Raw genomic sequence first — 21,404 nt, 5'->3', positions numbered from 1 at the left:
ATATGAAAAGCACCGAATACCGCGCATTCGTCTTCGCCCACATCGCGCTCTTCATCGTCTATGTATGGTTCGGCGCGGTGAAATTGTTCGGCTACTCCCCTGCCAATCCTCTGGTGGACGCGCTCCTTCATCAGACGATGCCGTTCATCACGTTCCATACGTTCAATCTGATATTAGGCGCATACGAAGTGCTCATCGGCCTTCTGTTCCTCATCCCGCGCAAGGAAAGATACGCGTTCATACTGCTCGTTCCCCACGTCATCGTGACGACGCTTCCCCTCTTCCTTCTGAAAGGCATGACGTGGCAAAGCATGTTCGTTCCGACGATAGAAGGCCAATACATCATCAAAAACGTCCTCATCATCGCCGTCGCGGCCATGGTATTCGCGGATATGAGCAAAAAGCGCCAGTTGGCATAGGTTTCCACAGCCAGTCCCCTGTTTATACACGCTTTTTCCCCGACTTATCCCAAAGCTATCCTGAGCTTTTCCCCGATTTTATTAACAGACGTTCGACGACGCGAGATAGCGGTTGGCGTATGATTAAAGCCTCACTTGGTGCTTCTCTCGTTATTAAAAGCACTTTAAAAAGCATAGATATGAAAAAGAAAGCCCTCATCTGGGGCCTGTCGGTTTTTGCGTTGCTCGTCCTCGGAGCGAATGTCGCCCGCGCGCAGTTCCCGATCCTGTCGGATCTGAGCCTGTCGCTCGCCGCAGAGCATCTCGTCATCATCGATCCTGCCGAGCAGGATGAGACCATGGATTATTACCTACCGTCTACCACGCTCCGCAACGGTCAGACGTATACGTACAAGATGTATGGAGCCGCCAACGGCAACACCGTGGTCATCCACGCCGCTTCCGGCGATACGATAGACATGGGAACGAAATCGTTCCAAGAGATATATAACCAGAATGCCGGTATGAATCCTTTCCTCACCTTCGTCGCGGACAGCGCGAACGACACGTGGTGGATCGTCAACAAAGGCAATACGAACTAGCCTGGAACAGCTGGAAAAGCCCGCGACACGTCGCGGGCTTTTCCATGGGTTATTCGAATAGCTTCAGGAATACCGCCGGATCGATGGATATATCGTCCTGGCGGATGGTCAGATGCAGGTGCGGAGCGAGAGCGTATCCCGTCTGGCCGGAGAGGCCGACATACTGGCCGCGTTGGACCAATTCGCCTTCGTTCACCCATATCTTCGAGAGATGCATATAGAAGCTCATGAGGCCGAGCCCATGATCGACGATGACGGTCTTGCCGTAATCGCGAGTCTCCTGAACGCGGCGGACCACGCCTCGGTTGATCGCTTCGACGGGCGTGCCTTCGGCCGCGCGGAAGTCGGTGCCTTTGTGCGTTACGGTCGCTTCGCCCGTATCGCGATCATATCCGTATCCGTCGGTCACGATCGGATTCGGCACGGGATGTTGAAAAGAGTCGGTCCAGTATGCCTTGGTGCCGGTTTTGAGACCGACAAGGCTCGCGTTCTCGATCGCCAGCGCGCTTACGAGCGTCTTTTGGCTCGCCGTCGTCGTACCGCCGAGCTTCGCGGGGATGGTGAAGGTCAAGACAGGCTTTTTCCTTTCGTCTACGAGGATATTTTTCTCCAAAACCGTGCCATCGGACAGGGTCGCCGAGACTTTGTACACCCCCGCCTTCTTATTTATATCGAATCCATATATCGCCGTCGGCCTGTTCTTATATATAAAAGGTTTAAGCGCCGAACCGGTGAATGCCATGGATTTAAGCGTGGTCGTGCCTTCGACATATACCATGATCGGGTCGCCCTGGATGGGAGCTTCAGGAAGGACGACGATATTCGCCGCGTATGCCCATACAGGCAAAGCTATGGCGAATGAACCGGCTATGACCGCTCCTTTGAGCGCTTTTGAAAGAAAAGTCCTCACGCACTTATTATACGCTTCCGCTAGCGCATAAGCGTCATCGAGAGCTGGTTGCTTTCGACCGATGTATTCGACGAGCCGTAGCTATTCACGACAGAGATGAGCCGCGAACCCGGATACGTCGCCGAAGGCGCTTCGAATATGAGTATCTTGCCGTCAGGAGAGACATAGAGCGCTGGTATGGTGCCGTATCCGTAGAGCGACACCGCGGAAGCGGATGTGAACCCTGCTCCGAATACGGCGATGGACGCGCCGGAGCCGATCGTCGCCGTTCTCGGCATGAAATCAGTGACGATAAGGTCGGTGGAAATAGTGAAGACGCCGCTCAATCTGTCGGAAGCCTCTGAACCGGACGGGCCTTCGGCATGAACGCGGTACGTGCCCGGCGGGACGATCGTCCGACCTGAAGGCTGCGACGCGTCTATGACGCTTCCGACGGTCCAGACATATTCCTTGCTATACGTTCCCGGAACGATATAGCCGAAGCGCGTACCCGTCGCGTCTTCGAGGATCAAGTTATAGGGACCTGACGTCTGCGCCGCGAACCTGATCGTATATTGCGCGCCGAGCTTCAAAGTCTCGCCTGACGCCGGCAGGGTTACGCTGATATTAGGTTGAGTTTGAGACGGAGCGGATGGCGAGGTCGGAACGCTCGGCGTCGCAGGGGCCGTCGGCGCAGAGGCACAAGTCTTAATCTTGAGCGCCACGCGGGTCAGGGGTCCGACGTTGCCCGTCATCGATATGCCTGAGACAGACTGGAATTGCTTGACCGCGGCATACGTCGCCGGGCCGAAGTTACCGTTCGGCGTCGCTGAAAGATATCCGACGGAATACAGATAATTCTGCAAAAGCGTCACGCGGCCGCCCGTCGCGGCATCTCTGTCGCCCTGGGCAAGGTCGTACGGGAGGTCGAGGCATGTAGTCGCCTGGACAGGAATGACGGAAACGCCAAAAAACAGACTCGTCGTAAAGAGCATGAAAAAGCTAAATTTTCTCATGCATCTATTATAACCTGCGGAACGTTGTGACCCTACGGGGAATCGAACCCCGATTTAGAGCTTGAAAAGCTCCTGTCCTAACCATTAGACGATAGGGCCGCGGTAGGCTTCAAATATAGCTTTTTTTTGCTATTTTGGCAAAAAATGCTAGGATATCGAGGCTTCGGAGACCACGGAGAGGTGGCAGAGTGGTCGAATGCGCCGCACTCGAAATGCGGTATGGGGGAAACCTCATCGGGAGTTCGAATCTCCCCCTCTCCGCATTGACAACCTGTTAGTTTTGATGACCCACATGCTCTGGTTTGAGCTGTGACCCACAAAGCTAGTAGGTTGCTATACTTTCACAATAAATGACTCGAGAAGAAATCAAAAATAAAATATTTGAGCATTTCAAGAGTCAGGTTGTTTGGGCTGAAACAAATCCTAATCAGATGCAACAGCATCAGATGGGACAAGTGTATGCTTTGTTCCCTCACGGCAATGGTCCTCATTGGGAAGTTGCCAAGATTCACTCAGTCGCCCGAGAGATAGTTCAGGAGTTGATAAATGTCGGATACATCTATCCTGGCACAGCTGGCGACTTTAATAGCGGATATCCTTGGCTTACTGTCACTGAATTAGGCAAACATGCATTCAAAGAGGAAAATTGGCTACCGTATGATCCTGAAGGATACGTTAAAGCATTAAAGACAAAGGTTCCTACCCTTGATGATGTCACGTTAGCCTACATTGGCGAGGCGATCGCCGCATATCATCGTCGCCACCTTCTCTCTGCAACTATCACTCTTGGTGTGGCATCTGAGAATCTCATGCTCTCCCTTATTGAGGCATATATAGATTCGATCACAGACGCCACGAGAAAAGCTAGATTGGAAAAGAACACCAAGGAAAAATTCATTTCAACCCAGTACAAGGAATTCAAAAAGGAGTTTGTAAACGATGTTCGATCTCTACCCAAAGAACTTCAGGATAATTGGGAAACTTATCTTGATGGTATTTTCAATTTCATCCGTCTCAACCGAAACGACGCTGGTCATCCTACTGGAAAGAAACTTGATGCAAAGGTTGTGTACGCGAACCTTCAGATATTTTCAGAATACGCAGATTATGTGACAAAGCTCACAGCTCACTTTGCCTAAAAGTAGTTTACTCTTTCATCCAAAACCAATACTGATTCTTCAAATTCTCCGTCAGCTCGTAGGTATTCGCGTGAGACAAAACGCCAAGATATGACTGCATGCTTTGATGTAAGTGATTTTCAGGAATTAATCCTTTTTGGTAGCAAGCCATCTTCTTGCGTACATTTCTCAGAACCCTCTTTTTGGTTTTCGCTCTAAGGAGCTTATAATGCGGGAATATGACATACCCGAGGAAGTCTATGCCTTCGTGAAATTTACGAACAGATATCTTGTTCGGATGCAGTTCGAGTTTCAGTTTTTCTCTCAAAAAGTCTTGCAATTTTGGCAGTAAATTTTCGAGATATTCTTTGTCCTCTGATATAATCATAAAATCGTCGGTGTAACGCGCGTAATTTTTCACCCGAAGCCCATGCTTAACGAACTGGTCAAACTCATTCATGTAAATATTGGCGAAAATCTGCGAAGTCAGGTTGCCGATGGGCACCCCTTTGTTGGTATTTGTAGTAAAAAGCGGCAGCGTTTTACTCTCTCTCTCTCTCTCTCTCTCGCAAGTGCCGCTTTTCTCGTAGCTCTCAATAACCTCTTTCAGAAGAGAAATAGTCTTTTGATCCTTGATTTTCCTACCAAGGATGTCTTTCAACACTTGGTGGTCAACAGAGTCAAAGAATTTCCTCACATCGCATTTGAGTGCATAGCATTGGCGGGTATTATTCTTGCTCGCTGTACGAAGCATATCAGCAACTTTCTCCACGCCTTTGTGAGTGCCTTTGCCGATACGGCACGAATACGAGTCATTGATAAAAGTCGGCTCAAATATTTTGTTCAGCACCGAAAAGGTCGCGTGATGGAGCACCCGATCTCGGACAACCGCCTTATGTATGCGCCTGATCTTCGGATCGTGTATCCAGAATCCTTTATATGGCCCGTGTCGATACGTCTCATTCTTCAGATCGCGGTACAGATCAAAAATATTCTGCTCGATGTGGAGTTCAAACTCGGAAACGTCAGGTTTATTCCTTTTGTCGGACTTAAATACTTCCCAAGCTCTGAATAGAGATTGGGGAGAAATTATCGACCAATATAAATCCTTATAAATTTTCATATATGAATGACTTAGACATACCGATTTTCAAGAAAAGTTATGACCTCTACAAAGATTTCTATAATCTTCGTCTTACTGTACCCAAGCAAGACCGCTATACGCTCTGGCAAAAGTGCGAAAGCCTTCTTATTGATGTACTGGAAGGTATTATTTTCGCAAGTCAGCAGTCCAAGTCCGAGAAGTTACCGACTTTGGAGAAGACGAGCGTTAAACTTAATTTCCTGCGAGTCTGCATTCGCCTGATGAAAGACGTCAAAGCGATTGATGCTAAGAAATATATCATCATCGAAGCCAATCTCGACGAAATAGGGAGAATGCTCGGAGGGTGGATAAAGTCAACGAAGGATCGTTAACAGAAACTTCCGCTTTTTGGCGGAAGTTTCCTTGGATAGAGCTATGACTGCCTGGCAGCCGACAACCCGATGTTGTCGTTGCGGTTGTCATCCCAGTAGTTGTTGACGTTGAGCCCGTCGGAATCGAAGTTGCCGACGTTGACACGGTTACCGTCCGAGTCGAGATATTGCCCGCTCCCATCTGTGTCACCGAGAATCGAGGTTTACTACCTTTGCAGGTCTATATCCTCCCATCTCTGAATTTTATTCGGGAGCAACTTCTTTCAAAGTATCTCCTCTAGAAGCGAACAAGAAGTTCTCTCTATCCTTAATCGCGCTCTACCGTGATCCGTAAACCACTGGTACTCTGGCGATATCTCAAGGTGAGATATCTCGCGAGCTTGAACCGTAATCCAAGCTACATTAGCAAGATGCTGATAGTATAGCGCAGAGATTGACAGATCGCCAAAACCATTGACAAATAGCCATTTCTTTGCTATACTAGCTAGGTAGTTCTTTGATAGAGAATCACTGTTGAGACGAGCTTTTTGAGCCTTAATTCAGGGCTTAGAAAACTCGTCTCAATCAGAGGCAAGTCGTTCCGAGCGTTCTCGGTAAATCAGCAAAATGGAGATGATGTCGATGAAAAAATCATTGAACACGTCTGCACTGGTAACCGCAGACAGTCCGAAAGGACAGAGAGCTACCGAAACGTTCCGCGCCCAATACAACAAGGCGGGACTCAAGGACGAAAGCGCACAGATCCTGAACGAGCATCCCGGCTTCGCCGAGTATCTCGCTGAAGGAATCCGTCGCTTCTCGGCAAAAGCGCCCGACTACGGTTTGGCGCAATCCATCCTCGGCGCGGATTTCATCACGCCGGAAGAAGTCATGAAAGCTCGCAGAGCAATCGTTTACACCGCCGAGCAGATCACGGCACTGGCCGAAAGTCTGCCGTCGGAGGACGTGCTCACGTGGTGCAAGGAAAACGGCTACGCCGTCATGCCTGCGCCGCCCACTGCGATGTCCACGCTCAACGTTCGGGAGATTCAGCCTGCCCACTTCCACTTGAAGACGGGTGGGTGGTATGCCGACCAGAAGTTCGCCCGCGAGGACAAGACGTCCTTCGGCTGGCTCCTGATCAAGAAGACGCCTGTTTCGAGCTCGACCAGCAAGACGTGGAACGAGCAGAACAAGCTTCTCTCCGCGCTCGAGAAGGTGCCGAACGCCGCCGAGATGTGTTGGTTCATCACGACCTATTTCGAGGTCCGTGGTGTCCGACTCTTCGAAGGCGTTTACGTTCGGACTTCCAGTCTCGGCTCGGGCGGTAGCCGTGTCTACGTCGGCCTCTTCGATTCCGGCGGGCTCTTCGTCAACTACTACTGGGATGACCACCGCCACGACAACCTCGGGTTGTCGGCTGCCAGGAAGTGATTCTTGATCCCTTGAGGGCTTGTCCCTCTTGAATACTTGAGCCTCCGCGAAATTTTTTGCGGAGGCTCATTCTTTTTATATTTTTATTCTTCAATCAGGCTAATTTTCTTGTCATTTAGCACAAGCCTCGATCTCAGGTGCCCCATCAGCCCTCGCTTCTCTAACGGCGTACCCTCGCGCAGGACGTATTTCGCATACTCGCGCGTGGCAATATCGTCCTCATCGATCTGCATCTTTGGTTTGCCCTTAGTTGCAAGTCTCTGCAATCGATTGAATCGCTTTATTTCTTCTTCGAGCTTCATCCGCATTCCGAGTTCATTCATGTTCAGCTTGTCGATGATCTTAAACAATTCCTCAATCAATTCTTCCTCACGAATGTATTTGTTCTTGCAGTTCCTGTCTCTCGCTTTCGAGCAGGAGTAGTAGACGTATTTCGCATTCGTGCCGTCCTTGAGTTCCTTGTACTTTTCCTGCGCCGTGATGCCCGATCCGCACATGCCGCAAGTGAAGAGTTTGGTGAAGGCAAACTCTCTGTTCTCGCGCACGATTTTGTCTCGCTTCAGTTGTTCCTGCACTTTCTTGAATAATTCTTCGGTGATCAATGGCTCATGCGTTCCTTGATACCAGTTGCCGCTATTCTTCGGATACTCAAAGGGTCCGTAATAAATCGGCATTTGAAGCATTCGGTACACACCAGAGAGTGTTAGTGGTCTATTTCCTCTGGTGTGGAAATTAAGCTCGAATCGGAGCCAGTTGTATACCTTGCGACCAGACCAGAGATCAAATGCCACTTTCTCGAACATCTGCTTTACGATCGGTGCGCGTTCGGGATCAATTACTATCCGACATTTCTTGTCCATCAACTTTTGATTCAAATATCCGAGCGGTGCCATTCCTGGCCACAATCCCATCTCCACTCGCGTTCGCAACCCTCGCTTCACATTGATGCCTCGATTATCGTTTTCGAGCTTCGCTTGTGACCCGAGAATCATCAGGAGAAACTTCTCGTTCGGATTGTTACGGAAGCTCTGCCCGAAAGTGCGTATCTCATGGAGCTTTCCCGCATCCATCAAGTCCACGATCTTTCCGAGGTCGCCTGCGTTTCTTGAGATACGGTCAGGTGCCCACGTCAAAATCCCATTGAACTTGCCTTGCTTGATCTCATCCACGATTTCGTTGAAGACTGGTCGTTGCCCAGTCTCCTTAGCCGAGTGCGATTCACGCTTCATGTTCACGATCTCAAGCCCCTCTCTTTCAGCCAGTTGGAGCATTTCCTTGATCTGGCTGTCGATGCTCAAAACCTGTCTTTCCTCTGACTCTGACGACTTTCTTGCATAAAGGCAGTATTTCACCCTTATGGGGCTTGCTACTTTGGCCGCAGTCCCTAATGGCTCTAATGTTTGTATTTTTGTCATACAAACACAAGGAATGACGCAACTCGCCCTAGGAGTCCAGAGCGTCCCATACTCCCTCGAAGTTGGTAACTGGCTGTGGAAAAAGTAGTCTAAATTTCAGACTAGTCTAGCTAGTAGACCAAAAGTGGTCTAGAAAGTAGACCGATATCGGTCTACTACGTAGACACACAAAATAAAGGAAACAAAGAGAAACCTAGTATTAGGGCAACCTGTGGAAAACTTATCCACCTAGTAAAGAAAGTTAACCAAAACTGGTGAACTAGGTTAACCGAAAGTGGTTAACGAAATTAACCTACAAAAGAAAGAGAAACAAAGTGAAATCTATTATTAGAATTGATAAAATGTGGATAAATGACGAAACATCTCAAAAGTCATCAATACTATATCGACCTCTATGACCGAGGCACCGTAGAGGATTGCCGTCGCATAGAGAAGATCTGCGATAAGCCAACACCACTTCCCGAGGACAGCAAGCTCGACAAGGAAGAGGCTCAAAGAGTCGAGGCTTGGGCAAAGAAGTTATACCTGCGTGGCACTATGGGCGAAAGGTACCTTAAGAAAAGCGAGACGATCCGCGAATGGATGGATCGGGACAAGAAACGAGACGAGCTTTTGGAAAACGCCCAGCCTCCCGAAGACATTCGTTGCCTCACATGTCGTAATCGGCTGACGGTAACCTTCAAGGATCTTCAATCGGACGACAAGAAAGGCGATCGAGTCTTTTTCATGTTTGATTGTCCGAACAAATGCCTCCCTCGCCGCGCCTTTTTCTCCGATGGCGAGGAATGGAGAGTGAAGCCAACTTTTTGTCTCCATTGCAGTACCGAACTCGATAAGAAGATGGATGACGATGGAAAGAAATTGGTCACTACTCTCACGTGTCCGAAGTGTGGTTATGTCGAAAAAGAAGAATACGAATGGCATTCAAAGAAAGACGACGACTTTGATCCTGACTTCGCCAAAGACCGAGACCGCTTCTGTATGAGCGCCGAAGAAGGTGCCGAATATAGCGATGAAAAATACAGAATGGAGCAACTAGCACGGCTAGGCAAGGAGTTTGAGGAGGAACAGAAACGCAGGGACGAGAAGCTCAAAGAAAACCCGAAAGGATTCCATCTCGAAGGTGTTGGTTACGGTTGCTTCATTTGTGGAGACCACACCAAAGAGGGCGATAATTGGTATGACGAATACGGTATCAAGTGCCTTGTTTGTCAGAAAGCTATTGATGACGGAGAAATTCCTGCATCGCTGGCAAAAGAAAAGGATAGTTGGTACACCAGATACGATTTTGATCATTATTTCAACGTCACCTCTCCTGCGCTCCGCAAATGGGTCAAGGAAGGAATCGTGAAATCTCGCACAGTGAGCCAATACGGCAAAGGAGTACATACCGAACTGTTCCTCATTGAGGACAACAAAGACTTCTTGCCACCGAAAGATATGCTGAAATCACAGTCAGTGAAGACGAGAGGCAAAGATGGCAAAGATTACTATCACATGGAGGAGTGGTATAAATTTATCGATCCATTCGAGCATCTCAAGGGCTACAAGATCATGAATCATTTGCGTATCGTTCCTCCAGAAGAAATGAAGGCACGCGAAGAAGAGCAAAAGAAGAAGGACGAGGCTAGACGCTTGCGCCGAGAGCAGATGAAAGCGAATCGTCCGAAAAGAAAGAAGCGATCTACTCCTTCGGAACCTCAAAAGGATCAAACTGACTGATCTCTTTTCTCAACTTTTCAAACTCTCTAAAAACTTTGTTATATATTCGAATCACTTTTCTCTTGTGATTCTTGGTGTCTCCGTATTCAAGAAAATCGACGAGGTCATCGTCGATGAAAGAAGCTAGAGAGATGTACGAAGCGACCAATAGCCTGATCCTTTCTTTGATCGCCATTTTCATATGACGCTTTGATTCAGGGAGCTTTGAGATGCGGTTAAAGGGCGTAGTGCCACTCGGCTCGTGGTACTTGAAATGCTTTGCCGCATCTATGATTGCTTCGATATCGTCATCTTTCACACACTAATGGATGACGCTGATCCTTAAATGAGTCCAGACTGTTGGTAACTTCGCTTTACAATACCCCCTAGGGGGTATATACTTTCAGTATGAAATACATGGATGACAAAAATAAGGCGAAAGTAGTCCGCCGTCTCAAACTTTTAGAAGGTCAGGTTAGAGGACTTCAGAAAATGGTTGAAAACGATACCTACTGTATTGATGTGATTACCCAAACATCGGCAGTCAAGCAGGGTCTGTCCAACGTCGAAGACATGCTCCTCGAAAACCATCTGGATCACTGTGTACATCATCAGATGCACTCTGGTCAGACTAAAAAAGCAAAGGAAGAAATTATCAGGGTATATAAGCTCAAACGAAAATAAATATATGGCAGAAAATATTTACAAAGTAAAAGGAATGCACTGCGCGAGCTGTGTCTCACTCATTCAAAGCAAAGTGGCTAAAGTTTCCGGTGTAGAATCAGTCTCTGTCGGACTTTCTAGCGAGAAAGCCAAGGTTGTTTTTAAGGATAAAGAAGTGGGTCTTAATGAATTAAACTCCGCAATTACCCCATTTGGATATTCGTTTGAAGATACTACAAAATCGGCAGCTGAAATGAACATGTCGCCTATGGATCATGCTCGCATGAATCATGGCGGTGATGAAAAGAAAATGGCTTTTGAAATGAAGTTCATCATTCCAATGGTCATCTTCTCGTTCGTAATGATGATTTGGGATGTGCTTGCAAAGAATGGCGTAGTACCGGAGATGTCAGAAACGATTTATGAAGGATTCCATCACCTTATGCCGATCTTCGCCTCATTCGTACTCTTTGGCATCGGGCGTAGATATATCCGCGCCACATGGATTTTCCTAAAGACGGGTGTGGCAAGCATGGATACTCTTGTCGGGATTTCCACCATTGTTGCCTTTATATATTCCTTTGCTGTCACGGCTTTTGAAAAACCTTTGTCTGCTTTTTTAGATGTAAGTTCAAACTTTTATGATGTAGTCATTATCGTCATCGGTCTTATCGCACTCGGCCAGTTCCTCGAAGCTCGGGCAAAAAGAAAGACAAATGAGGCGCTCCAAAAACTCGCGGAGCTTTCAAGCAAGTCTGCTTTGGTAGAACGTGACGGCAAGGAAGTTGAGGTACCGATTGAAAAAGTCGAGATCGGCGATATCGTTATTATCAAGCCCAATGAACGAGTGCCTATCGACGGCCGGATTATAAGCGGAAACACTAGTATTGATGAATCGAATCTGACCGGAGAGTCCGTGCCTGTCGATAAGATGTCAGGCGACATGGTGTTTGCTGGAACGCAAAACTTTCAAGGAATAATCAAAATTAAGGTAGAGAAGGATAGCAAGGATACCGCCCTCGCACATATCATCCAGATTGTTGAGGGTGCACAAAATTCCAAGGCTCCGATTGAGCGAATTGCGGATAAGATCTCGGGTGTATTCGTGTATGTCGTGATCGTCCTCGCGGTCATCACCTTCGCCTCATGGCTCATATTCGCTCCTGGCACGTTCGGATTTGCCAAGGCGCTCGCACTGGCGATCTCTTCGACAATGGCGGTCCTTGTCATTGCTTGTCCATGCTCACTTGGTCTTGCAACGCCAACAGCAATCATCACTGGTGTGGGTACAGGAGCTCGCCGAGGTATTCTTATCAAGAATGCGGAGAGTCTTGAAAAATTAGCAAAGGTGCAAGCAATCGTGTTCGACAAGACTGGCACACTTACGGAAAACAAGCTGTCGATCGAAGGGATTTTTTGTCAGGATAAAAATCATGTGTGCGATGAAGAAGATAAGAGATTCAAACAATCTATTGCGTACTCCATGACTAAATCATCGAGGCATCCGGTATCACAAAGTGTAGCGGTGTGGCTCGGAGAATCTAAGGCAAAAAAGGTCGAAATGAAGAATATCCAAGAGGTGCCTGGCAAAGGCGTAACCGCAGAATTTGACGGCAATACATATTACTTGGGTTCAATTGGATATATTTCGGAGATTATAGGACGTTCAGAGCAAAAAATCAGAGATGACTTCCATGAGGATCGGTTCAAGAACGGACGGGAGCTATACCTTTCCGATTCAGAGAACGTACTCTCGCTTATTAAAATTCACGACACCATAAAGTCTACGGCGGCACAGGAGATTGCAAAGTTAAAATCGCTTGGTCTCAAAATCATTATGGCTACCGGCGACAATAAAAAGACCGGTGAATCGGTTGCAAAAGAGCTTGGTATCGACGAAGTGTTCGCAGAGGTAAAGCCCGAGGATAAGCTCAAGATTATTAAAGATCTGCAAGCCAAGGGCCTTAAGGTGGCAATGATCGGCGATGGCGTGAACGATTCACCTGCGCTCGCACAGGCGGATGTAGCAATTTCGATGAGCGACGGATCGGACATCGCAATTGAAAGCTCTGACATTGTGCTACTCAACGGGGATATCGGAAAGGTCGCGGAGGCGGTAAACCTCGCAAAGAAAACAAACCGAACAGTCTGGCAGAATCTCATCTGGTCGTTCGGCTACAATTCGGTCGGTATTCCGGTCGCGGCAGGTATCTTGTTCCCGTTTTACGGATGGACACTGAGTCCTGCGATCGCAGGAGCAATAATGGCGTTTGAGAGTGTTACGGTCGTGGCAAACTCGCTAAGACTTAAGAATGCAAAATTATAATTCTATGAAGACACTTACATTCCACGTTTCCGGTACCCATTGCGCCTCATGCAAGATTCTTATTGAGGATATTTTGGGCGAGGAGGATTTCATCAAGAAGTCGGTAGTTGATCTCAAAAAAGAGACAGTCACCATCGAGACCGATAGCGATCAAAACCCTGAACTGATGGCAAAAGAGCTTACAGAGAAGATCAAAAAGAACGGCTACATGCTCTCGGTAGAGAAAAAGGTAGCTGAGAAAAAACAGGACGATGTGATTTGGAAAGCGATACCAATTGGACTAGCATTTCTGATCTTGTTTTTCATTCTGCAAAAATCAGGCATCTTGAATCTCGGCATCGGCGGTACAACAACTCCGGCTACAAGTTTCGTCATCGGACTCATCGCATCGATATCAAGTTGCCTCGCCGTGGTCGGTGGTCTGATCCTTTCTCTTTCGGCGAAAGTCGCACAGGACGAAAGTACCAAAACAAGCAAGAAACAATTTGTTCTCTTCCACGGTGGACGACTTTTCGGATTCGCAATTCTCGGAGGTGTGCTCGGTCTTGTCGGTCAGGCAATCGGAGTGAGCTTTACGTTTTCAGCGATTCTCGGACTCATCGCATCAACCGTGATGATATTGCTCGGACTCAATCTTGTAGGCATCATCAAGAAAAATAAAGTCTCATTGCCGACTGGTATATTTGCTTACTTCAGGAAAGTGGAGCACTCGACCTTCGCTCCTATCCTTATCGGCATCGGCACATTCTTCCTGCCATGTGGATTCACCCAAGCAATGCAGGTCGCCGCGCTCTCTAGCGGATCGTTTATGTCGGGACTTTTGATTATGCTGTCGTTCGCCCTTGGAACCCTGCCGATGCTTGCGCTCCTTTCCTTCGGCTCAGTGTCTTTCGCTCATTCGAAACATGCACCGCTGTTCTTTAAGTCAGCAGGCATCGTCGTGATTGGTCTCGGTATCTTTGCACTTCTCGCTGGTCTTGCGGGATTGGGCATCATCCGTCCTTTATTCAACATCTAATTTTTAATATAATTACTTTATGAACAAAACCGCTTCCATCATTATCACATTCGCCCTTGTCGTCGGTCTCGGCATCGTTTTTCTCGGTGGATCAAAGTCGAAGGAGGCTAATACAACTGCCTCTACGCAAGCGGCCCAAAACGTTGAGATACGAGATGGTGTTCAGTACATCACGATTGATGCGAAGGCGGGTTATTCTCCAAAAATCTCTACGGCCAAAGCCAATATCCCGACAAAGCTCATCGTGAAGACCAACGGCACCTATGACTGTTCGGCCTCACTTGCGATTCGCTCAATTGGCTACCAGAAGATTCTTCCGCAGACAGGAGAAGAAACGATTGACATTGGAACTCCGAAAGCTGGAGAGCCTTTGCAGGGAGTGTGCGGTATGGGAATGTATAACTTTTTGATCAATTTCAGTTAGGTAAGCACCTAAGAATATAAATTTATATCCCGATCGTTGGATACTGCGGTGAATCCTCCTCCCAGTAATCATCTTCATTTGGCCTGCTAATCACTCGTTTGTCTTTTGCAATCGTAAGTGCAAGCGCATCGGGTATCGAAGTATCGATCCCTTCGCTTGCAAGCACTTCTCGTTCGATTAGTTTTCTCTTTCCACTCTGATCTGCGTAGCAGATGTAAAGAAGATCGTCGAAATCGTGGTTGCCAAGCAATGCGCCGCCTTTCTCGATCCAGCCCACAAGCTTTGAATATGCCCGCGCCCAATTATCGCTAAACAGATTATTCTCGAATTGCGGAGGTTCGCTCATCTCAATGCCGTATCTCTGTCTTGTCTCATATTTTCTAATCTCGAACTGTCCCTGTGCGAATTGACGGAGTAGTCTGCACAGTTCCTGTCCTTCTCCTGTCTTATCAACAAATATGTTCTCATCAGAAATTGGTATCTCGTATGCCTTCGCAAGCTCTATCGTTTTCTTTGCCAATGAGACAGGATCAATAAAGCCGTGATGAAGCACCTTTGCTGTAGTATCGCTCCGCAACACTATGGCTGAATATGGCCGATACGCATTGGCAATAGAAATACCGAGTCGCTTCTCTCCCGCAAATGCGGCATCGCCCCTACAGCTTGCATCTATGACCGCCTCGCTGAACAGTCGGTGATATCCCTTCGGCACGCTCGATTCCTGATCTATGACGCTTGAAACAAGGATACAGAAAGCATCGGAAAGGTCGTCGTGCTTTTCCGTTCCAAAACCTATGAGCTGGGATATCAGTTTCTCTGCGCCGACTCTCGGGAAGAGTACCGTGCCTGACTGCACAAGATGGGACACCAATGAGAGTCTCGCCCTTTTGTCTGATCCATGAGACTTATATTCCTTTGCAGGAAAGTTCTCTGAACGTAGATGATCTATGATCGACTTCTGGTATCCCACGTTCTCAATCCATACGTGTGCGTTTCCAAGCAATCGAGAAAGTGACTTGATACGCTCGATGGTCTTCGGGAAATCCATCCGCTCGTTCACAGGATTCGGCAGAATATAAATCTTTAGGTTTTTCTTCCTGCCATATATCTTTCCTGAAACCATCGAGGTGTAATCCGCCGTTTCTTTCTCGCTGATTGCGGGGTCAATGCCAGTCGCCGCGAATCGGTATGCATCAGACGGAAGCGAGTCATAGTAACGAATCCACTCGGGTCGTATGACTTGATCGTCATCGACGATGATGCGGAGCATATACTCTCGCTCCCATGCCTGCGAGCTTGGCACGGACTTTCGAAGCGTGTCTATGTCTGCCTGAGTCGAATACTTCTCATGCCATGTTGCGGTCCCATCTTCTTGGAGGAACGGAAATGACTTTGCGATGCCATCCATTCGTCCTTCGATAATAGCTTTCTTCAATCGTGCAATGACGGAGTCGTTATGGAGTTTAGTACCTATAACGATCATCCTCGTATCCTTGTCTCCGAGAGGAATGATGTCACCCATGAGCCAGTTAAATATCTTGTCACGGCTTTCTTGGGTCTTTACGATATCCAAGTCCTCAAGGTCGTCTGCGATGATGAGATCAGGACGATGCGCTCCGTGCTTGATACCTCGAATCGAGTTGTCTATCGAGGCCACTGTGATTCTCGCACCGTACTTTGGGATCACGATAGAAACTGCTCGCCATTCGTCGTTCGGTTCTTCGAATGGTCCCAAGTCCAACCGAAGCAATCGGTTGTTTTCAAGTTCGAGCTTTATGTTTGCCAAATACTGTCTTGCCTGACTTTCGGTCTTGGCGATGATGAGCACGAATTTCTTCTGCTGGCATCCGAGAATAGACCAGATGGCGTAGGAAGTTCCCATGATCGTGGTCTTGCCCGATCCTCGGAACGCCTCGATGACGGTTGTCTTGTGAGTCGTATCTTCGGTCAACTCGAACAGTTCCTTATGAAATCTTGCGGTCTTGTACTTGATGTAATGCGAGAAGTAGATGTGGAAGAACCAGTGATGGCAGGCTCTGGTGATCGCTCGCCTGATCTGTCGGTTTTGTACGATCTCATCGATCTTCTCAAGCGAAACCTCTGTGTCGTGATTATGCATGGTCGTCTATTCCTAAGGCTTTTCTAACGAGGTTTTCTTCTTCGGGAGTGAGAGACTCGTCCTCGATCTTTGCAGTAAGTTCGACCTTTGTCCGGTACTTCGGATGGTGTTGCCTTAGCCAGAGCTGAATCGCAGAGAAGTTCTTTTCCTTGATGAGGGTAATCAGTTGCGATTCGCTCAAGTCGTTGATCATCTCCTCGCCATCCTGCATCGCTTCGTCTGCCAATTTCTTGAACTTCTCATCCTCGCGTCGCCATCGGTAGTACGTGGTGCGCCCGATGTCTGCTCGCTCGCAGGCAATTTGCACGATAGGTATTTTTCTAAGCTGTTCGAGAAGTACTTTCTTCTCGGCAGTATTTCTGCGAATGGTTGATGTTCTTTTCATATCTTTATTGCGGTTAGTCCTGATAATTTTTCCCAGCGATGTATGGCTGTCTGCACATATTCGGCATCAAGCTCGATTCCAATGCAGATTCTTTTCGTCTGTTCGCACGCAAGAAGGCACGTTCCCGAGCCGAGGAAACAGTCATAGACAACATCGCCAATGCGAGTGCTGTTGAGAATCAAATGCCTGATGAGCGGCACAGGCTTTGTCGTGGGATGAAGGGGGCTTTTAGTTGGCTTAGGATGCACGATGACTGATTTGTCTTTCGACTTCAGAAATTCGTGCGTTCCGTACCACCCATATGCGATGAGTTCATGCATCGGTGCATAATCCATTCGTCCGACAACCGCCTGAGTCTTCACCCAGACGATGAGCTGTGCGAATTTGCATCCGATTGATTTCATTCCGTCACGCAATGCAAAGATCATCTTGTCTGAATTGAAGATGTAGATGGCGTTCTTCCTTTCGAGATGCGGAGTCACAGCACCAAGCCAATCTTCAGTGAACTTTTTATATTCCTCGTCGCTTTGCAGATGATCATTCTCGATCTTCTTGTCTTTAAGCAATGCTTTGAAGTTTTGTTTGCTCTCGGCAACTGCCACTCCATATGGAGGATCGGAAATGACGGCTTTGATTTTGTGCTTGCCGATGACTCTCGCTACAAATTCCTTGTCTCTCGAATCGCCACAAGCGATAACGTGATCTCCAAGTCGAAAGATATCTCCAGCCTTAATTAAGTTTGGTGACTTTTTCATGGGGTGCTATTTGCTTAAATCTGTTAATAATCAATTGGCAGAAGATCGGCTCCATCTCGACAACATAGGCCGTTCGTTTGAGCTGTTCGCAGGCAGAGAGAATGCTTCCTGATCCGCCAGTGAGATCGAGGACTATGTCTCCTGGGCGAGAGCATCGCCTCAATGCCTTTTCGTGAAGTGTCGGAGGCTTCTGCGTAGGGTGAGCGTATTCCTGTGATGGCAAACGCTTAACAAGCCAGATATTCAGGAGGTCGAGAATATCCTCGGTCAGTCGGTTGCCACTAGTTGTTTCCTTGTTGAGGATCTCATTCAAGTTCTTTACCTTGTCGGAGAGATAGGGTTTGCCGCGAGTGCCGTACACGCAGTACTCGGTCACTTTGTTAAAGGCGATTCCAGGTGTCGGATTTGCGTTGTCTTTGATCCACAGGCAAAGGCGCTTGGAGTCGATGCCAAGCTCCTTGTACAGCTCTTGGAGGATGTATACGTGCGTCTCGTCGTTCCAGAAGAAGACGTGACAGTCCTTCTTTGAGACGGCGAGGGCATTTTCGATAAGGGTCTTCAGGAAGGTTCGGTACTCGGCATCGGATTTGTTGTCATCAGTTGTGCCGCCATACTTCGCCTTGTTGCCGACACCTTTGTCATATGAGAGGCCGATGTTGTACGGAGGGTCGGTGTTGATCAAGTCCGCTTCGTTGCCATTCATGAGGAACTTGACCATATTCTGATCCATCGAGTTACCACAGAGCAATCGGTGACGACCAAGAGCGAAGTAGTCGCCGAATTTGATATCGGTTTCTTTGATTTTCTCCAACTCTTTTTCTTCGTCGAAGTTGTCGTCGGTCACTTCGAGTGAATCGTCAAAGATGTTGGTCAGGTCGGTCGAGTCGAATCCCGAAGCGAGCAGGGTGTCGATATCGAAGTCGCTCGCAAGGATTTCCCAATCCCATGATCCGCCCGAGCGATTTGAGGTGAGAAGGTATTCCTTGAATTCTGAAGCAGAGAGCTTTCTGTTAGGGATTCTGATTTCTATTTCTTCCTCTCCTCGACCAAGGAGCTGAAGGGCTTTGATGCGCTGATGGCCAGCGACTATCTTGCCGTCTAGGTTAATCGCAGGAATCTCCGCAAGGTTGAACTTCTTCAAGCTCTCTTTGAGGTCTTCCATCTGCTTATCCGTTATCTTTCTCGGATTCTTCTCGTAGGGTAGAAGATCGTTTACTCGGCGTTTTTCGGTGCGCCACACCAGTGGTGTCTGTTTGGACATGGATGCGTGTTGATTAACTTAATAATCCGCATCCAAAACAAAAGACCAGCACGCAAAGTGCTGGTCTTTTGGTATTCAAAGGGTCGAGTGCTTCACTTGAATAACAAAGACGCGCAAAAAAGCGTTAGTCATTTGTTACCCCAGTGAAATCTTCAACCCCTCCTATTCGTTTATTTAACTTCCGCTATTTTGACAGTGCGGATTCTGCAACGGCTTCGAAGGTATGAGAGAAGTACCTGTCCATCAGAAGATGGCGAGAGAAATCGTGCGTCCGCTTCCACCCCAGTTGCAACGTTGGGTGCGGAGGTCTTGATGCGCCGACAAGACAGAAGCAGAGCGTATCGAATTCTCTCAAGTACGTATTTGTCTTGGAATGAACGGCACTTGATCGCTCAAGTTATCCTAATTGTAGCGGTCCAATACGCTGTGTCAATTCTATGTTTTTTCTCTCAAATCAAATTGGCACAGTCCCTCGGAACAGTGTGCTGTTCCAATATCCTCAAAATACCCTTATGGCTCCTAGCGGGGCATACCCCAAAGTGCCTTTGGAACGCTTGTTTGAAACAGTGCCTTTTCGTGTGCCAAATTGTGCCAACTTCGGAAATATAGACCCCGACCCACAAACCTCAAATGGGTCGGCTCAAACGTGCTAAAATACCCTTACAAAGCCTCGAGGTGTGGGTACCATACCCGAGTAGCCCGCCAATATCATCGACATATGAATATCATCCGCGAACAATTCAGAGGTTTCATACATTTCGTGAGGACCCAGGGCGTCATCGGTTTCGCCGTCGGTTTTATTTTGGGTAAAGCGATGTCCGACCTGGTCAATTCTCTCGTCGTCGACATCATAAATCCGACGATCGGCCTCATATTCGGTCAATTCAGCGATCTCGCCAATCTTTCAGTCACGATAGACGGCTCGGTCATCAAATACGGCAATTTCATATCGCTCGCGGTCAATTTCCTTATCCTCGCTCTCGTCGTCTATTTCGTCATCAAGAAGGCCGCCGACCTGTTCGACAGGCCGAAGGACCCGCCTGCAGCAAAATAGGTTGAAAAAGCCTCGATTTCGTGTAAAGTAGGCCTTACAGCCTGAATATAAGCGCGGTTAGCTCAGTTGGTAGAGCATCTCATTGACGTTGAGAGGGTCATAGGTTCAAGTCCTATACCGCGCACCATGAAAACCCTGACGGTACTCGGCATCGAGACTTCGTGCGACGAGACGGCAGTGTCGGTCGTCCGTTTCGACGAAGCGAAAGGCACGGCGCATGTGCTGGGCAACACCGTCCATTCGCAGATAGACGTCCATGCTGCCTATGGCGGCGTCTTCCCTACGCTCGCGAAGCGCGAGCATCAGATAAACCTGATCCCTATTCTGATGAAGACGCTCGAACAGGCGGGAATGATTTCGAACGCGGCAGCGACGACAAAAGAGCAGAAAATCCCCGCCGCGGTCGGGGAAATATTGTCGCGCGAGACGGAGCTTCTCGAAGCGTTCAAGAGATCCGTGCCGTCCATCGCCCGCCCTGACATAGACCGCATCGCGGTGACTATCGGTCCTGGACTTGAGCCCGCGCTTTGGGTCGGCATCAATTTCGCGCGGGCACTTTCGATGCTGTGGAACGTACCGATCGTGCCCTGCAACCATATGGAGGGACATATCCTCGCGGCTCTTATTGAGAATACAGGCGACGCGAGCGCGCATTTCAAGCTTCTCGGAGAAAATATCGCATATCCTGCCCTCTCGCTCCTTATCTCCGGCGGCCACACGCAGATAGTTCTCATGGAGAAGGCCGGCTCGTACAAAATCATCGGCGAGACGCTCGATGACGCGATCGGCGAATGCTTCGACAAGACCGCGCGCGTCCTGAAGCTGCCGTACCCGGGCGGACCGAGAATCGGCGCGCTCGCCGCGGAGGCTCGCGCGCAAGGCATAAAGCTTGCGACCCCCCTACCCAGACCGATGCTTGATTCCGATTCGTTGGATTTCTCATTCTCGGGACTGAAGACCGCCGTTCTATACGCAGCGAAGAAAGAAAAAGAGCTGACCCCCGATCTCGTCCGCGCATATGCCCGCGAGATCGAAGACTCCGTTACCGACATCGTCATAGCCAAGATGCGAAAAGCCATTGAAGGCTATGCGCCGGGCACGCTCGTCATCGGCGGTGGCGTCATAGCGAATGGGCATATCCGGACGGCGCTCGAGACGCTCGCGCAGGAATGCTCGATCAAGCTCCTCTTGCCCCGCATCGATCATTCGACAGACAACGCCCTTATGATCGCCCTGGCAGGATATTTCAATCGGAATAAAGCTACAGACGCCGGCGTGCCTCTTAAAGCCGTCGGCACTCTCCCTCTCGGCCCGCGGATATAAAAGCAACGCGCTCAGGCAATTTTCATTTTAGGCCTTATTTGCTATGAT

General features: G+C 48.5%; 21 protein-coding genes and 3 tRNA genes. 14 read left to right on the top strand and 10 right to left on the bottom strand.

Features of this window, described 5'->3' with window-relative positions; translation table 11 throughout:
• Window positions 1-2: 2 nt before the first annotated feature.
• Together VHE10_00975 and VHE10_00970 are read left to right on the top strand one after the other, a co-directional pair.
• The gene (locus tag VHE10_00975; GenBank protein ID HVU06355.1) at window positions 3-419 is read left to right on the top strand and encodes a hypothetical protein; all 417 of its coding nucleotides are present in this window, start codon (window positions 3-5) and stop codon (window positions 417-419) included.
• 179 nt (window positions 420-598) lie between these two features.
• Window positions 599-1,000 (top strand): hypothetical protein, encoded by a 402-nt coding sequence (locus VHE10_00970; protein ID HVU06354.1) that lies wholly within the window; start codon window positions 599-601, stop codon window positions 998-1,000.
• A 49-nt stretch (window positions 1,001-1,049) separates the two neighbouring features.
• Here the strand turns inward: VHE10_00970 and VHE10_00965 are convergent, their stop codons facing one another.
• From VHE10_00965 to VHE10_00955, 3 genes are all read right to left on the bottom strand, one after another.
• Window positions 1,050-1,910, bottom strand: coding sequence for a M23 family metallopeptidase (locus VHE10_00965; GenBank protein HVU06353.1), 861 nt, complete (start codon window positions 1,908-1,910; stop codon window positions 1,050-1,052).
• A 20-nt stretch (window positions 1,911-1,930) separates the two neighbouring features.
• A complete protein-coding gene (locus VHE10_00960; GenBank protein HVU06352.1) occupies window positions 1,931-2,905 on the bottom strand; it encodes a peptidoglycan-binding domain-containing protein in 975 nt (324 codons plus the stop codon).
• A gap of 27 nt (window positions 2,906-2,932) precedes the next feature.
• Window positions 2,933-3,004: transfer RNA gene (locus VHE10_00955), tRNA-Glu, on the bottom strand.
• 75 nt (window positions 3,005-3,079) lie between these two features.
• Between VHE10_00955 and VHE10_00950 the strand changes: the two genes are divergently transcribed.
• Window positions 3,080-3,166, top strand: a tRNA-Ser gene (locus tag VHE10_00950).
• Between the two features lie 89 nt (window positions 3,167-3,255).
• Window positions 3,256-4,044, top strand: coding sequence for a hypothetical protein (locus tag VHE10_00945; GenBank protein HVU06351.1), 789 nt, complete (start codon window positions 3,256-3,258; stop codon window positions 4,042-4,044).
• Between the two features lie 7 nt (window positions 4,045-4,051).
• Here VHE10_00945 and VHE10_00940 read toward each other — a convergent pair whose 3' ends face one another.
• Window positions 4,052-5,146 carry a reverse transcriptase domain-containing protein gene (locus tag VHE10_00940; GenBank protein HVU06350.1) on the bottom strand — a complete coding sequence of 365 codons (1,095 nt, stop codon included), beginning with the start codon at window positions 5,144-5,146 and terminating at the stop codon, window positions 4,052-4,054.
• A gap of 2 nt (window positions 5,147-5,148) precedes the next feature.
• Here VHE10_00940 and avd point away from each other — a divergent pair, with 2 nt between their 5' ends.
• Together avd and VHE10_00930 are read left to right on the top strand one after the other, a co-directional pair.
• Window positions 5,149-5,499 (top strand): diversity-generating retroelement protein Avd, encoded by a 351-nt coding sequence (gene avd, locus VHE10_00935; protein HVU06349.1) that lies wholly within the window; start codon window positions 5,149-5,151, stop codon window positions 5,497-5,499.
• A gap of 621 nt (window positions 5,500-6,120) precedes the next feature.
• Window positions 6,121-6,912 (top strand): hypothetical protein, encoded by a 792-nt coding sequence (locus tag VHE10_00930; protein HVU06348.1) that lies wholly within the window; start codon window positions 6,121-6,123, stop codon window positions 6,910-6,912.
• Window positions 6,913-6,995: 83 nt separating this feature from the next.
• Here VHE10_00930 and VHE10_00925 read toward each other — a convergent pair whose 3' ends face one another.
• Entirely contained in the window at window positions 6,996-8,327 is a 1,332-nt protein-coding gene (locus VHE10_00925) for a recombinase family protein (GenBank protein HVU06347.1), read from the bottom strand.
• 351 nt (window positions 8,328-8,678) lie between these two features.
• Here VHE10_00925 and VHE10_00920 point away from each other — a divergent pair, with 351 nt between their 5' ends.
• Window positions 8,679-10,049, top strand: a complete 1,371-nt coding sequence (locus tag VHE10_00920; protein ID HVU06346.1) for a hypothetical protein — start codon at window positions 8,679-8,681, stop codon at window positions 10,047-10,049.
• Here the strand turns inward: VHE10_00920 and VHE10_00915 are convergent.
• Window positions 10,012-10,347 (bottom strand): hypothetical protein, encoded by a 336-nt coding sequence (locus VHE10_00915; GenBank protein ID HVU06345.1) that lies wholly within the window; start codon window positions 10,345-10,347, stop codon window positions 10,012-10,014. The genes VHE10_00920 and VHE10_00915 overlap by 38 nt on opposite strands.
• 89 nt (window positions 10,348-10,436) lie before the next feature.
• On the opposite strand from VHE10_00915, the gene VHE10_00910 reads away from it, so the two are divergent.
• The 4 genes from VHE10_00910 to VHE10_00895 are packed head-to-tail and all read left to right on the top strand — an operon-like array spanning window position 10,437 to window position 14,459.
• Window positions 10,437-10,712, top strand: coding sequence for a metal-sensitive transcriptional regulator (locus VHE10_00910; protein ID HVU06344.1), 276 nt, complete (start codon window positions 10,437-10,439; stop codon window positions 10,710-10,712).
• 4 nt (window positions 10,713-10,716) lie between these two features.
• The gene (locus VHE10_00905) at window positions 10,717-13,017 is read left to right on the top strand and encodes a heavy metal translocating P-type ATPase (GenBank protein HVU06343.1); all 2,301 of its coding nucleotides are present in this window, start codon (window positions 10,717-10,719) and stop codon (window positions 13,015-13,017) included.
• Window positions 13,018-13,021: 4 nt separating this feature from the next.
• Window positions 13,022-14,035 (top strand): sulfite exporter TauE/SafE family protein, encoded by a 1,014-nt coding sequence (locus tag VHE10_00900; protein HVU06342.1) that lies wholly within the window; start codon window positions 13,022-13,024, stop codon window positions 14,033-14,035.
• A gap of 19 nt (window positions 14,036-14,054) precedes the next feature.
• On the top strand, window positions 14,055-14,459 hold the full coding sequence (locus tag VHE10_00895) for a cupredoxin domain-containing protein (protein ID HVU06341.1): 405 nt from the start codon (window positions 14,055-14,057) through the stop codon (window positions 14,457-14,459).
• Window positions 14,460-14,481: 22 nt separating this feature from the next.
• Here VHE10_00895 and VHE10_00890 read toward each other — a convergent pair whose 3' ends face one another.
• Genes VHE10_00890 through VHE10_00875 form a run of 4 tightly spaced genes read right to left on the bottom strand, consistent with a single transcriptional unit; the run spans window position 14,482 to window position 18,979 of the window.
• Window positions 14,482-16,578: a hypothetical protein gene (locus VHE10_00890; protein ID HVU06340.1), complete on the bottom strand. Its 2,097-nt coding sequence runs from the start codon at window positions 16,576-16,578 to the stop codon at window positions 14,482-14,484.
• The gene (locus VHE10_00885; protein ID HVU06339.1) at window positions 16,571-16,963 is read right to left on the bottom strand and encodes a phBC6A51 family helix-turn-helix protein; all 393 of its coding nucleotides are present in this window, start codon (window positions 16,961-16,963) and stop codon (window positions 16,571-16,573) included. The genes VHE10_00890 and VHE10_00885 overlap by 8 nt, the downstream gene beginning before the upstream one ends.
• On the bottom strand, window positions 16,960-17,718 hold the full coding sequence (locus tag VHE10_00880; GenBank protein ID HVU06338.1) for a site-specific DNA-methyltransferase: 759 nt from the start codon (window positions 17,716-17,718) through the stop codon (window positions 16,960-16,962). The genes VHE10_00885 and VHE10_00880 overlap by 4 nt, the downstream gene beginning before the upstream one ends.
• Complete coding sequence (locus tag VHE10_00875; GenBank protein ID HVU06337.1) at window positions 17,693-18,979, bottom strand: DNA modification methylase; 1,287 nt, start codon at window positions 18,977-18,979, stop codon at window positions 17,693-17,695. Before VHE10_00875 ends, VHE10_00880 begins: the two co-directional genes overlap by 26 nt.
• A 718-nt stretch (window positions 18,980-19,697) precedes the next feature.
• Here VHE10_00875 and VHE10_00870 point away from each other — a divergent pair.
• The 3 genes from VHE10_00870 to VHE10_00860 all read left to right on the top strand — a co-directional run bounded on the left by VHE10_00870 (window position 19,698) and on the right by VHE10_00860 (window position 21,356).
• The gene (locus VHE10_00870; protein ID HVU06336.1) at window positions 19,698-20,033 is read left to right on the top strand and encodes an MscL family protein; all 336 of its coding nucleotides are present in this window, start codon (window positions 19,698-19,700) and stop codon (window positions 20,031-20,033) included.
• 51 nt (window positions 20,034-20,084) lie between these two features.
• Window positions 20,085-20,160, top strand: a tRNA-Val gene (locus tag VHE10_00865).
• Entirely contained in the window at window positions 20,160-21,356 is a 1,197-nt protein-coding gene (locus VHE10_00860) for a tRNA (adenosine(37)-N6)-threonylcarbamoyltransferase complex transferase subunit TsaD (protein HVU06335.1), read from the top strand. The genes VHE10_00865 and VHE10_00860 overlap by 1 nt, the downstream gene beginning before the upstream one ends.
• The last annotated feature ends 48 nt before the right edge of the window (window positions 21,357-21,404 follow it).

It is taken from the genome of Candidatus Paceibacterota bacterium (assembly GCA_035546035.1).
Lineage (GTDB): Bacteria > Patescibacteriota > Minisyncoccia > Phycocordibacterales > UBA6065 > UBA6065.
The sequence above is the reverse complement of the archived record's forward strand: the minus strand, read 5'-3'. Positions and strand labels throughout refer to the sequence as shown.